4 protein-coding genes are annotated in these 14,192 nt (G+C 69.6%); 1 reads left to right on the top strand and 3 read right to left on the bottom strand.

Features of this window, described 5'->3' with window-relative positions; genetic code table 11:
- Window positions 1–19: 19 nt before the first annotated feature.
- Together ACQY39_RS21940 and ACQY39_RS21935 are read right to left on the bottom strand one after the other, a co-directional pair.
- Window positions 20–424: a VOC family protein gene (locus tag ACQY39_RS21940; RefSeq protein ID WP_428509882.1), complete on the bottom strand. Its 405-nt coding sequence runs from the start codon at window positions 422–424 to the stop codon at window positions 20–22.
- 16 nt (window positions 425–440) lie between these two features.
- Window positions 441–1,235, bottom strand: coding sequence for a glycoside hydrolase family 19 protein (locus tag ACQY39_RS21935; RefSeq protein WP_428509880.1), 795 nt, complete (start codon window positions 1,233–1,235; stop codon window positions 441–443).
- A 699-nt stretch (window positions 1,236–1,934) separates the two neighbouring features.
- On the opposite strand from ACQY39_RS21935, the gene ACQY39_RS21930 reads away from it, so the two are divergent.
- Window positions 1,935–2,210 (top strand): hypothetical protein, encoded by a 276-nt coding sequence (locus ACQY39_RS21930; RefSeq protein ID WP_428509878.1) that lies wholly within the window; start codon window positions 1,935–1,937, stop codon window positions 2,208–2,210.
- A gap of 107 nt (window positions 2,211–2,317) precedes the next feature.
- Here the strand turns inward: ACQY39_RS21930 and ACQY39_RS21925 are convergent, their stop codons facing one another.
- Entirely contained in the window at window positions 2,318–13,948 is an 11,631-nt protein-coding gene (locus tag ACQY39_RS21925) for a hypothetical protein (protein ID WP_428509876.1), read from the bottom strand.
- Window positions 13,949–14,192 lie beyond the last annotated feature (244 nt).

Here is a 14,192-nt window from a genome sequence, read left to right as displayed (position 1 = left end):
CCGGCCCGGGCGCTTGCGCTCACTGCCCCGCGGGCGGCTGCCAGAGTTCGATGCGGTTGCCGTCGGGGTCCATGACCCAGCCGAATTTGCCGTACTCGGATTCGTCCACCTTGTCGTCGACCTGGCAGCCCTCGGCGCGCAGTAGAGCCAGCAGGGCGTGCAGATCGGCCACGCGGTAGTTCACCATGAAGGGGGCCGTGCTGGGGTCGAAGTAGCGGCTGCTGGCTTCGAAGATGCTCCAGACCGTGCTGCCCTGGCCTTCGGGGTTGTGCTCGCCGCGCCAGCGAAAAGCGCTGCCGCCCCAGGCTTCGATGGGGATGCCCAAGTGGCGCTGGTACCAGGCGCGCATGAGTTCGGGCTGGGCGGACTTGATGAAGATGCCACCGATGCCGGTGACGCGGTTCATGTTGCTCATGTTGCTCATGGGGCGGGCTCCTGATTCAGTGCTTGCGCTTCGCTGTCCGTACAGCAGCCTTGGGTTTGGCCGCGGGCTTCTTTTCGGCTTTGGCGGGCTTGGCTTCTTTGCTGGGCTTGGCAGCTTTGGGGGCTTTCGCGGGCTTGGCAGGCTTGGCCACGCTGGCCTTCTTGTCTTTCTTCTTCGGTGCCAGCGCAGCGGCCGGCATGGCGCGGCCAAGGCTGGCGAGCTCGGCCTGGCCCAGGATGCCCAAGGCTTTGGCATAAAACGCCTTGCGGTCCTCCAAGCCGCGGTTGCCGCCGTTGACCGTGTAACTGATGAACTCGACGGGTGACAAATCCAGCACGCTACCGCGGTACTTCTTTTTCAGGCGGTCGCTGTCGGGGTGGTTGGCGGCGTCGTTGAGGTTGCGGGTCAGCCAGTATTCGCAGGCGCTCCAAACTGCCATCTCGGGCTCTTCCAGAAGCTCGGGCTTGTTGATGAACAGGTCGCGCGAGCCTTTTTTGATGCCGAGCTGCAGGTAGTTGGCCCGGCCCGTGGTCTGGAAGATGCCGCGGCCGCGGAAGCGCTCGCCGTCGCCGGCCTGCGTGTTGCCCAGGTCGGCGCGGCCCTCGTAGGCCTTGCCCGAGGCGTACTCGCGCAGAGTCTTGAAGTGATCCGTCTCGTGGCAGGCCTGGGCCAGGAAATGCGCGAACTCCTGGGCCGTGTCGATCTGGTACTGCGGGCACAAGGTATTCATCCACTCGGCCAGGGCCGGCATCAGGGCCGTCTTGCGTCCAGCGATCTGGGCCAGGTGTTCAGCGGTGATGGCAAGTGTCATGGCGGTGGGGCTCCGGGTGATGGGGGGCAGTGGGCTGCAGAGCTGGCCCAGGCCGGTCTCGCAGTGCTGGGCCATCATCGGGTGCTCAGAGCATTCGACCAACCCCTAGCCCGGATGTTTCACGAGGTCGGCCCAGGCCGGTCCGCAGAACCGATGAGCACGATGGTCTCTCGCTTCGACCTTCGATCCATTTTGGACACTGGGCCTACGCGGGCTTGCGCGGCCCAGACCTTGCCCCTGACGCCTCAACTCCTCGCCGATGCCACTGGGCATCGGCTGCGGCCGTCTCGGCGCCACTGGCCGCGGCCTGGACGCACGCAATTCCCGCGTCCCCCGTGAAATATCCGGGCTAGCACTCGCACCCGGCCGCCCATGCCCTAGGGCATCAAAGCGTGTTGAGCTTCGCAAGTTGCGCGCCGTGCTTGGTGTCCTCTCATGAGCGCCTTTGGCGCGTGCCGACAGCCGGTGCAGACGGCCTTCCTTTCGTACGTCGAGTCCAGGCAGGCCAGCACCTTGGCATCCCATGTGCCGCCCTTGAGTTGGATCGCTTGCATGCATTGGACTTCGTGGTGCTGAGCGGCCTACCGGTTTCGGTGGCTTCGGTCATCCGGGTGCCAAGAATGACCGGCTCCAATGTGCTCGGAGCTGTCACTTGATGCTGGCGTTAGGCCGAGAACGGGTATCAGCCGGTCCACCGCCTTGTCCGGCATCTCTGTCGCTTATGAAAGGCTGCGCGCTGCAGCTAGAAACACGGCCAATCAGGGGGCTGGTGATTTCCGACGCTACCAGGTTGAAAGTCAGACCCTTGAAACCGGGGGCGTGAAGATCCAACTGCGTCAGCTGGCTGTCCCGAGCAATACCGAACTCCAAGACCTGGTTGAGCGCGGGCAGGGGGCGAAACCCTTTGCGGCGAATCTCCGTATGTTGCGGACCCCAGTGAGTGCATCGGGCGCCTTGCTCGGCATCCAAGCCTGAGTCGGCGCCGCCCTCAGGGCGTGGCGCTTTGACGCGGCCTGCCCGATTCAGGCCGCCCAGCCCCTGCTGCGGGCCCCTGCGCGGCCTTGGCACGCAGGGGCTTTTCCTTACCAGCTGTAGCGCAGCGCGACACCGCCCGCCTGCGTGCGGGTGTCTCGACCGTACTCCGCTTGCAGGTTGAACTCCACAGCCAGTGAGGGGCTCAAGCGCAGTTCGGCCTGGCCGGACAGGATGGCCAGATCGGGTGTGGGCATCAAGCCACTGACGCTGAAAGGGCGTCCGTTGAGGGTCTTGAATGCGGCAACCATGCGGTGCTCGCTCCAGGCCTCGTGGGCCCAACCCAGGCGTCCCTTCAGCTGGAGCGAGGCGCCGCTTCGCAGCATCATGCGCCCCTCTACCGCGGCGCCCAGCTCACTGCGCACTTGGGTGAATGCGCTGCGTTGGTAGCTCAGTGCCAGGTGGGGCTGGGCCGAGGCCTCCTCGTCATGCGCCTGGATCGTGAAGTGCTGCAGTTGCAAGGCTGCAAAGGGGGCGATGCGCCATCCTGGCGGGTTGATGCGCAGGCCCGTCTCGATCCGCGCACCCCAGGCCTCGGTGCGCATCTGGGCCTGGTGGTAGGCGCTTGTCAGTTCAAAGCGACGCTCGGTATCCAGCGTTTGGCGTGAATGCGTCAGCGAGCCCGTCAGGTACACCTGGCCCCAGCGGCTGTCCGCCTGGCGCACCGCATAGGCGCCCAGCTGAACGCCAGGCCCGCGCGCTTGGTAGCCGTGGGACATCTCCAGGCTGGAGCGGTTGCTCGAGAGCGCGGCGCCCACCATCGTGTTGGCGTCGAGCGAAGTTTCAAGCCCGAAGGCCAGACCGCCCAACTGGGCCTTGACATCCGAGCTGCCTGCGCCGTCGTAGCTGGCGCTGTGGCGTTCACCCAGGGCCTGGACCCAGGCATGCCGTGTCAGCTGACTCGATGAAGGTGCGGCGGGCAGGGCGCCCAGGCGGTCCGTCAGCAGGCGCCCGAACAGGGTGCTCAGCCGAGTGCCTACCGTCGCCACCGTGGTGGCACCGGCGCCGCTGAGGTCCCAGTACACCTGGTGCAGCGCCTCAGGGCTTGAGAGGGTCACCAGGCGGGCGGTCAGCTCGCGGTAGTTGTCGCGTGACTCCGACTGGGCGGAGGCCAGCAGGTCGCCCAGGCGCTGCACGTCCTCGTTCATGCCCTCGGGGCTGAAGTCGGCATGCACGCTGAACCCCAGCTTGCCATCCTGGGGGTGCAGGCGGAAGTCCAGAATGGCCGTGTCGGCCACGGACAAGGCACTGGCGTCCAGGCCCCCGCCCGCGCTGAAGATGGTGCCCAGCGAGTGCGTGCCCGGCGTGATCACGTGAGCGGTCTGCAGGACCGGTTGCAGGCGGCCCTTGAGGGTGGCGTTGCCTGTGACGTGCAACTGATCGGCCACCCCGCTGGCATGGTCCATGCGCAGCGCCAGCGTGCCGCCTTCCCCTTGAATCAGATGACCGTCGATGCGCGTGGCAGCACCGGTCTCGCCGCCGTGCATGATCGTGCCCTGGTTGTGCAGCGTGCCACTGCCACCGAGGTTGAGCGTGCCACCGTGCAGCATCTTGCCGCCGCTGTGGTTGTGCACCTCGTTGCGCGCGCCCTCGGTCAGGTGCAGGTCACCCAGCAGCTCACCATGGTTGTGGATGGCGATGTCGCCTCCGGTGGTCTGCACTGCGCGACCGGCGTGCCCGTCGGCGCTGCCCACGTGCCCCCGGTTGTGCAGCTCGTTGATGGGGCCTTCGAAGTACATGGCGGCGACTCCGCTGCCACCCACCAAGCTTGCACCCTCGCCGACCTCGACAACCGGGTCGGTCGAGGATGAGCCCCATAAGGCGTGTGCGTCTCGGCCTGAGGCCGTCACCTTCACACCGGCGGCGTAGTTCACCTTCACATCGCCGCTCTTGCCGGAACCGCCTTTGTAGGTGGTGGTCTGAGTTCCGCTGGCGACGATGCCGCCGCCGCCGGCGATCGACTGCGCCACGATGGCGTGAGCGCCATTTCCGCTGGTGCTGATGTCCGCAAACACATTGACGGTCACGGCCCCGGCGTCTCCACTGCCCTTGTTGTAGGTCACGTTCAGGGCATTGCCCACGCCGATCACGGCGCCGCCACCGCCTCCCACGCTCTGGGCCAGGATGCCGTAGGCGTTCACACCCGAGGTGCGGATGGGGGCGTAGCTGTTGACCTCCACCGTGCCGCCATGGCCGCCGCTGCCGCCCGCGCCGAGTGTGGCGCTGTTGTAGGCATAGGCCAGGCCGCCGCCATTGCCCACGCTCTGCGCGACGATGCCGATCGAGCCGGCCCCTGTGGTGCTGATGGCTGCGCGGTTGTTCACGAGCACGGCCGGCTTGGACCGCTGATCCTCGCCCGGGTAGGCGGGGCTGCCGGGCCGGCCGCCCAGCTTGGCGTCGCTGGCCAGCGCCAGGCTCAAACCGCCACCGCCGCTGACCGTCTGGGCCACCAGGGCCGGCGCCATATCGCCCCGGGTGCTGATGCTGCCGCCGTCCAGTTGGGCCGTCACGAGGCCGCTGAACTTCCAATCGTTCTTGCCAGTGGCCGTCGAGCCCAGGTTCATGGTGCCGCTGAAGCCCTGGCCCAAACGTCCCGCCGCCAGGGCCACGCCGCCGCCATTGGAGACGCTTTGCACCACCAGCCCGGCCGAGTGCAGGCCGCTGGTGCTGATCGACGGGCTGCCGCTGACGCTGGCATCGAAGGCGCGGCTGCCACTGCCGGTCTGTCCCAGTTGGCCGCTCAGGGTGGCGTTGGTGCTGGCCGCACTGCCGGGCGCCGCCACGGTCGGCGCCACCCAGGAAAACACACCGCCGCCGCCCGCCACGCTTTGCGCCAGCACACCCAGGCTGCCTGCGTCGCCGGTGCTGATGGCTCGCGAGCCCAGATTCACCCGGGCGGTGCCGCCGTCACTGCTGCCATCGGTGCCGCCGAGCTGGAAGCTCAGGTCCACCCGGCTGGCCTGAGTCAGGTTGGTGTGGGCAAAGTAGCCGCCCCCACCGCCAATGCTTTGCGCCACGAGTACGGGCGCGTTCATGCCGCTGGTGCTCCAGGCCTGCGAGCCTTTGGATGCATCCACGCTGACGGCCGCACCGGTGGACAGGTTCGTGCTGCTGGCCGCGGTCAGCTTGTGGGTGACGCTGCCGGTGACCCAGTAGTGGTCCCCGACCAGGCCGCCGCCCGCCCCGATGCTCTGTGCCACCAGGCCGGCGGCCCCATGGCCTTGTGTGCTGATGGCCTGGGCGGTCCAGACGGTCACGTCGCTGCCGATGGCACCGCTGCCGCGCAAGGTGGTCTGCAGCGGGTTCTCCGGGCTGAGCACCAGCCCGCCGCCTCCGCCAATGCTCTGGGCCACCAGGCCGTGGCCGAGTGCGCCACGGGTGCGGATGCTGCCCAAGAGCGCCACATCGCCGCTGCACTGGCCGGTGCTGTCCAGCCCATTGCACAGCCGCACCACGCCGCCGTTGGCAAAGCCCGGCGCGCCACCCAGGGTGGCCGACCCGAAGGAGGTCGACATGCCGCCGCCGCCGCCGATGCTCTGGGCCACCAGGCCCGCGGCCCCCGTGCCGCCGGTCTCCACCGCAGCGCTGCTGGACAGCAGCACGCGAGCGCCCGCCTTGGCCTGACTGTTCCCCAGGACGGTGCCGCTGGCCCGGCTGAGGTTGAGACCGCCACCGCCGCCGATGCTCTGCGCCACCGCCGCATGCGCCAGGTTGCCGGAGGTGCTGACGCGCTGACCCAGCACCAGCTCCACCGTGCCGCCCGCGCCGCCTTTGCCGCCGCTGCCGCCCAGGTTCACGCTGCCGCTGAAGGCGCTGCCCTCGCTGGACGAGGTGGCCGCTGCACCCACGCCGCCGCCGCCGCCCACGCTCTGGGCCAGCAGGCCCACGGCAAGGTGTCCTGCGGTGCTCACTGTCTGGTCTGACATCAGCCAGGTGCTGCCGCCATCGCCCCCGTCACCGCCGCTGCCGCCCAGCTGGCTGCTGATCGAGACGCTGCCCAAGCTGCCGGACTGTTGCCAGGCGGCCGCCCCCCCGACACCGCCGCCGCCACCAATGCTCTGTGCCATGACCCCGAAGGCGGCCAAGCCCTGCGTGCTGACGCTGGAATTGATCTGACGCATATCCAGCGTCAGCGCACCACCGTTGCCGCCGGTGCCGCCAGCGCCCCCCAGGTTGAGCCCCAGGCTGTAGCTGCTGCCGTTGGTGGTGTTGCTGCTTTGGCTGCTGCCGCCAACGCCGCCGCCGCCGCCGATGCTCTGGGCCATCACCGCGGTGGCGAAATGCCCCCGGGTGGCCAGTGTCGTCGTGCCGGTGCCGGTGGCGCTGACGCTGACCGTGCCGCCCTGGCCGCCGCCACTGCTGCCGCTTTGGCCACCCAGCGCGAGGCTGACGAACTTCGTGCTGTCGCCACTCGTGCTGCTGCTGGCGCTGCCGCCGCTGCCACCGCCGCCGCCAATGCTTTGCACCAAGAGGGCGCGGGCTGCTTCGGCCTCGGTCTTCACGCTGCCAGAGAACAGCGCGACCGCGACATCGCCACCTTTGCCGGATGCGCCGCCCTGGCCACCCAGGGCGAGGGATGCCGAGGCTGTTCCTGTCGATGCGCTGCTCGACGCAGCGCCTCCGGTACCACCGCCACCCCCAACGCTTTGCGCCACCAGGCCATCCGCGCCCCAACCGCTGGTGCTGATGCTGCCACCGCTGTTGACCTTGACGATGCCGCCATCTTGGCCGCTCCCCGCCTTGCCGCCCAAGGCCAGGCTGGTGTTGCTGTTGCCGGCATCGGCGCTGGTGGCGCTGGTGCTACCTGCCACGCCGCCGCCGCCGCCCACGCTCTGAGCCATCAAGCCCTGAGACATCAGGCCACTGGTTTGCAGCTGGGCGCTGCTGGCCAGGTCCACCGATACATTGCCGCCCCGACCGCCGCTGCCACCGCTGGCGCCCAGCGCCAGGCTCACCGCATGGGCGCCGCTGCTGGCGTTGGTGCTGCTGCTGCCGGCCTCACCGCCACCCCCGCCGACACTTTGTGCGAACAAAGCGGACGAGCGCGGCCCGAGGGTGCTGATCGATGCAGCGATGGAGAGTCGGACATCACCCCCGTAGCCGCCGCTGCCACCGCTGCCGCCCAATGCGGCTGCCACCGCCACACCGCTGGAGGCAGAAGCCGAACTGCTGCCATTGCCCGTGCTGGCGCTGTTGTCACTGCCACTGGCGTCACCCGCCGTGGCTGCCGCGCTGACGGCTCCGCCGCTGCCACCGCCGCCGCCCACACTCTGGGCGAACACGCCATGCGACTGCACCCCCCGGGTGCTGATGCTGCTGCCCAGCGCAGTGCCGCAGCTCCCATCGGACTGGCGTGTGCCACATACCGTCACCGCTCCGCCGTGGCCGCCGCCACCCGCGGTGCCCCCCAGCCCCATGGCCACCGAGGCCGAACTGCCTTGGCTGGCCGTGGAGGTGGACGAGCCCCCGTTGCCGCCACCGCCGCCCAGGCTTTGCGCGATCAGCCCGGACGACAAGGCGCCCCGCGTGCTGAGGTTGCCGGCGCTGGCATGCACCACCACCGTGCCGCCGTCTCCACCGCCAGCGCCCAAGCCACCCAGCGAGATGGCCACGCTGCTCTTGGCCGCATCGGCATTGCTGCTGCTGCTTCCCCCTTGGCCACCGCCGCCGCCCACACTCTGGGCCAGCAGGGCCGGGGCGTGGGCGATGCTGTGAACCACACCGTCTTCCACCGCGAGGCCTGTGCTCACGCTGCCGCTGTGCTGCACCACTACCGAGCCACCATGACCTGCCTTGCCACCCGCTCCCCCGAGGGCGAGGCTGGCTGCGTAGCCGGTGCTGGCCCCTGCGGCGCCTCCCTTGGTGGGGGTGCTGCCGGACACGCTGCCCGCGCTGGCCGAGTTGCTCTGGTTGTTGGGCGATGAACTGGCCGTGCCGGTGCTGGCACTGGTTTTGCCATCGTCTGCGGCCGGTGTCACGCTGGCGGCCGTGCTGGCCGCCCCCCCATTGCCACCGCCCCCGCCCACGCTCTGGGCGAACAGCCCACCGGCGTTACCCTGCCAGGTGCTGACGCTGCCGGTGTTGATCAAATTGACGCTGCTGCCACTGCCACCGCCGCCGCCGCTGCCGCCCAGACCCAAGGAGGCGGCGGCCTTGCCGCCGGCCTGTGAGGTGGCGCTGACCGAGCCGCCGTCACCGCCGCCGCCGCCCACGCTTTGAGCAAAGACGCCCAGGGACTGGGTTCCGGCCGTGCCGATGCGGCCGCTGTTGCGCACCTGCACCGAGCCCGCGTCGCCGCCGGTGCCGCCGCTGCCTCCGAGGCTGACGGCGACTGCACTGTTGCCGCCCTTGGCATTGCTGGTGCTGCTGCCGCCGTGACCGCCACCGCCGCCCACGCTCTGCGCATACAGACCGGCCGACAGATCGCCCAAGGTGCTCACCAGCGCGCTGCTGTCCACCGCCACGGCGCTGCCTTTGCCGCCCAGGCCACCGGCGCCGCCGATGCTGAGGGAGGCCCCCACGCCGTTGTCGTTCTTGGCGCTCGAGCTGCTCGGGGCGCCGTTGTCTTGGCTGAACTTCTGCGCCACGGCCACCGTGGCATTGCCCACGGTCGAGCCCACCAGCCCGGTGTACGCCGCGACACCGGCCGCCTCCACCGCGCCCTGTGAGCCGTCTGCGGAGGCCGATGCCGAGCCGCCATGACCACCGCCGCCGCCAATGCTCTGTGCCAGCACCCCAGGCGACTGCGCGCCCGTTGTGTTGAGGGCGCCAGTGGGGGTCACCACCACCATGCCGGCATCGCCGCCGCCGGCGCCAAAGCCGCCGACGGCCACCGAGGCCGCGTGCTGGTTGCTGACGGCGCTGGCAGAAGCGGCACCGCCCTGACCGCCGCCGCCGCCGATGCTTTGAGCCACCATGGCGGGGGCCTGCTGACCGAAGGTGCTGACGCTGGGCAAGGTCACTTTGTTGACCGGGGTGCTGCCCGCCGCTGCGCTGGCAGAGCGCCCCTCGGCCTGACCGGTGGTGATCCAATGCACCGTGGCGGCGCGGGTGTCGTCACCAAAGCTGGCCCGCAGGTCGGCATAGTTGGCCAGGTACTGGGCCGGATTGAAGCTGCTGGTCACGCGACCTTCCCCATACCCCCAGTCCCGGTAATGCCGCAGCCCGGCGAGCGGATCGTTGCCCAGGGCACGGATCAAGTCGGGGTGGGACGCGATGTAGATCAGCGGGTCCACGAAGGCATTCGCGCTGTCGGTCAGCGCGAGTGCGACCGGGGTGCTGCCGGCGGGCGCGCTCGCGCTGCGGCCCTCGCTGACGCCGGTGCTCACGTAATGATTGGTGGCTGCCGCCAGGTCGCCGTTGAACGAGGCTTGCAGGTCGCTGTAGTTCGCCATGTACTGCGCCGCATTGAAGCTCTGCGTGGGACGGCCCTCGCCGAAGCCCCAGTCGATGTAGTGCTTGAGTGCAGCCGCTGGGTTGTTGCCGTAAGCCTTGAGCAGGTCGGCGTTGCTGGCCAGATAGGTTTGTGCATCGAAGTTCAGCAGCGCATTGCCCGCGTTGCTGCCGCTGCCGCCGCCACCGCCAATCGCCACAGCCGCTGCTGCGGAGCCGGCGATGGCGTGCGAGCTGGCCGCGCCCCCCTGGCCGCCGCTGCCGCCGATGCTCTGCACCAGCACACCCGCTGCACGGTCGCCTTGGCCGGCCGCGCCCGAAGCGCTGTTGCGGCTGGGCACGCCCGTTTGCACGGCATCCAGCAAGCGCACTGCGGCCTCGGCTCCGGCGCCTCCGGCAGCTCCCTTGCCGCCCACCGTCACAGCGGCGGCCATGCTCTTGTTGTTGGGGTCGCCCCCAGAGGCTGAGGCCGCGATCGCGGCGGTGGCTCCACCCTGGCCGCCACCACCGCCGATGCTCTGAGCCACCACGCCCACCGCCCCTTGACCCTGGGTGATGACGGTGCTGCGCCCCACCACGGCGACGTTGCCGGCGTTCTGGCCACTGCCTCCCGTGGCACCTGCCGCCCCCGCCGCACCGACGGAAACCGCCATGGACGGGTTGCCCGTCGATGCGCTGGCCGACAGGGCCGAGCCGCCATTGCCGCCGTTCCCCCCAATGCTCTGCGCCAGCAGGCCGAATGACTGCTGGCCGCTGGTGAGCACCGGCGCATCGGCCTTGATGTTGACCGTACCCCCTTGTCCGCCCGTGCCGCCCGTGCCGCCGATGCTGGTTGCCATCGCCACGATGGTGGTGGCCGAACCTGCGGCGCTGAAGCCGCCGCTGCCACCGTTGCCACCGATGCTTTGAGCCGCCAGGCCTGGGGCCATGTGTCCGCTGGTTTGCACGGGTAGGCGGGCCGTCATGGCCACCAGACCGGCCCTGCCACCGGCGCCACCCGCGCCACCCAGGGAGACGGAGGGCGCTGCCGCCATGCTGACCGAAGCACTGGCGGCCCAGCCGCCTGTTCCGCCCGAACCGCCCAGGCTTTGCCCCAGCACGCCAGGCGATTGGTCGCCCTCGGTGACCAGCCGCTGCTCGGGGCCATGGACATGCAGCCAGACATCCCCACCGGTGCCACCCTTGCCACCGCCGCCACCCAGGTTGGCGGCCAGGCTCAGCCCGCCGGCCAAGGCACCGGCCAGGGTGTGCCCCCCATTGCCGCCATTGCCGCCGAGGCTCTGGCCTTGAATGCCAGGAGAAAAGGCACCGCGGGTGAGCAGGCTCGCGCCATGGTCGATGCTGACCGTGCCGGCGCTGCCGGCATTGCCACCGCCACCGCCCACGGCCAGCGCGACACTGCCTTGAAAGGACAGCGCACCTGCGGCGCTGAAGCCGCCTTGGCCACCGCCGCCGCCGATGCTCTGCGCCAGGATGCCCGGGGCATGCCCGACCTGGCTGGATTGAGCCGCGATCGCACCGGTGCTGTTCACCTGCACCGAGGAGGCCGCCGCCCCCGAGCCGCCGCTGCCCCCCGCGCCGATGCTGATGCTGCCCATACCCGCCACGGTGCCGGCGATGGCATGGCCACCCGAGCCGCCGCCGCCGCCAATGCTCTGGGCCAGCAGCACCGGGGCACCTCCGCCCTGGGTGGTCAGCGCCCCCTTGTTGGTGACGTTGACCGTTCCTGCATGGTTGCCCGAGCCGCCGCTGCCGCCCACGCTGACCGCGCCGGCCACGAACTCCGCGCCGGACAGTGCCACCGAGTAGCCGCCATGGCCGCCACCGCCGCCAATGCTCTGGGCCACCAGGGCGCTCGCACCGCTGCCCTGGGTGGTGATCGCGCCGCGTCCGTAAGTCGGATTGCTGCTGCTGTCCTCATTGACGAGGGTCACGTTGCCGCCGGTTCCACCGGTGGCACCATTGCCGCCGACCGCCAGGGAGCCGGCATAGCGTCCGGAGACCGCCAATGTGATGGCCGATCCCCCATTGCCGCCGCCGCCACCAATGCTCTGTGCTACCAGACCTTGTGATCCTTCGCCGCTGGTGTTGATCAGGCCACCGGGGTTGTGGACCGCCACAGCACCGGCAGATTGACCACTGCCCGCTTTGCCGCCCACACCCAAAGAGGCGGAGCTGCCGGTGTAGGCCAGGCTCATGTCCATGGTGCTGCCGCCGGAGCCGCCACCGCCGCCGATGCTCTGCGCCAGCAGCCCAGGTGATTGCGCCCCGGAGGTGCTGATGCTCTGTCCGTTGCTGCTGGCAAAGACCTGACCCCCGGTGCCTGCCGCGCCGCCGCTGCCGCCAAACCCAAGCGACTGCGAGCCGATCAGGCTGCCGGACAGCGACATGGCGTAGCCGCCAGCGCCCCCGCCGCCGCCAATGCTCTGGGCCACGATGCCAGGCGAGGCGAGGCCGGTGGTGGTGATGCGGAAGTCCGTTCGGACCGCGGTCAGTACAGGGGTTCCGGCGCAGGGGCTGAAGCTGGAGGAGAGGGCGCTGTAACTGTTGCAGTTCACCAGCACGTTGCCGCCGTTGCCACCGCCTCCGCCGGCACCCCCATGAGACACGGCGGCACTGTCGCCGGCCAGGGCCGTCGCATACGCAAGGGCCCCGCCAGCACTGCCCCCGCCGCCGCCAATGCTCTGGGCCAGCAAGGCCGGGGAACTGATCTCGGCGGTTCCGAGGTGACCGACGTGGGTCACCAGCACCTGCGCGCCAACGCCGCCACTGCCGCCGGTTCCGCCAACGGCCATGGCCGAGGCGTTGCCGAAAATGGTCGTGGCCTTGCCTTTGGCTTTGGCAAAGCCGCCCACGCCGCCACCGCCGCCGATGCTCTGGGCCACCAGCGCGATCGCACCACCTGCGGTCGAGTCATCGGCCGCCCAGCGGTCCTGGCCGTTGCAGGCGACGCCGGTGCACAGGCTGTTCCAGTTGATGACGGTCACGGCGCCACCGTCACCGCCCGCGCCGCCGGCGCCGCCGACGGCCGTGGTCTTGCTGCCGCTGGAAATGGCCATGCCGCCCGAGCCGCCGCCACCGCCAATGGCCTGGGCGAACAAGGCGGTGCTCGCGGGACTGAACACAGAAACCGATCCGGTGTTGTTCACCACCACGGCGCCCGCATGCCCGGCTGCCCCACCATCGGCACCCAGGATGTGAAGCCCTGCACTGGCGCCGGCATGGCCGCCGCCGCCGCCGACCGACTGCGCTGCGAGGCCGAATCCGCCCGCGGGATTGCAGTTCGTGGTGACACTGTCGTTGCAACCCACGCGGGACCCCGATCCGACCTGCAGCGCCCCCGTGTTGTCCACGGCCAGGGTGCCGCCATTGCCGCCCGTGCCGCCACTGCCGCTGTGGCTTTTGGTGTTCTCACCACCGTCACCGCCAAAGCCGCCAATGCTCTGTGCAGACATCGCGTTACCGCCGTCGGTCAGGATCTTGCCGGTGTTGCGCAGCACCACGCTTCCACCGGCCCCACCACTCTTGCCACTGCCCGCGTTGGCTTTGTTGGCGGCATCACCGCCGGTGCCACCGGCGCCGCCACCGCTTTGTGCCACCAGCCCCAGCGCACCGAGCCCACCGCTGACCTGCATGGACAGCGCGTTCTCCAGCCGGACATTGCCGCCAGCACCGCCTGCCCCGCCATCGCCGCCCTTGTAGTCGTCTTTGCCGCGGGTGTTGTCGCCACCATTGCCGCCCGATCCACCATGGCTGACCGCCACCACGCCGGTGCTTGCGACGCTGTAGATGGCTTCTGCCGGGTTGGCACCGGGCTTCACGAACACGGTCACAGAGCCGCCTGCACCACCAGGCTGACCGTTAAAGTCACCCTTGCCGCATTGGCCGGAAGGGTCCCCATTGCCGCCTTTACCGCCATAGCCGCCGCTGCTGCTCACGCCGATGAGCGTGCCCGGGTAAACCAAGGACATCAGGCTCAAATTGACTGTCTCGTCAATCGAGGGCCCGACACCACCCGCCGTACCCGGCACGGGGCCACTGACGCAAGAGCCACCGCCGACCGCATCCTTGCCCGCGGTGCCATTGGCGCCACTGCGCGCATCGGCGAAGTGGTAGCTGGGGCCGGTAGTGACCGCCTGTGGCCAGGCTGCAGTCGGTGCGCACAGGCACAGAATGCCCCAGCCTCGCGCCAGCATCAGCCGACGCAAGGGGCGATTGGCAAAAGCCGCGTGAGACGCGTGCGCGTTCGTGACGAGTTTGGCGGCAGAGGAAGCGATACGTGGAGTCATGGCAGAGGACGGCAGCTGAGGGCGGTTGCCTGGCACCGGGTCTGCCCTGATGCCTGCACAGTGGTGGGCGTCGGGCTGCACGGTGCAGGAGGCGGATTCGCTCACAATCTTAAGAAGGCCTCTTGAGCAGGAATCGCTCAGTTAGCGGGCCCAAAAAAGCACTTTTCGCCTCATCTGCTGATGGCGCACACCAAGTCTTGGGGGCGTTGAGAGCTTGTGACCCTGCCTCTGTGGTGCTGGCCCG

This window comes from Roseateles sp. (genome assembly GCF_965262435.1).
Classification (GTDB): Bacteria; Pseudomonadota; Gammaproteobacteria; order Burkholderiales; family Burkholderiaceae_C; genus Paucibacter_A.
The sequence above is the reverse complement of the archived record's forward strand: the minus strand, read 5'-3'. Positions and strand labels throughout refer to the sequence as shown.

Coding starts and splice junctions, on each gene's coding strand:
- ACQY39_RS21940 (WP_428509882.1), bottom strand. CDS start 424: ATGAGCAACATGAGCAACATGAACCGCGTCACCGGCATCGGTGGCATC.
- ACQY39_RS21925 (WP_428509876.1), bottom strand. CDS start 13,948: ATGACTCCACGTATCGCTTCCTCTGCCGCCAAACTCGTCACGAACGCG.
- ACQY39_RS21935 (WP_428509880.1), bottom strand. CDS start 1,235: ATGACACTTGCCATCACCGCTGAACACCTGGCCCAGATCGCTGGACGC.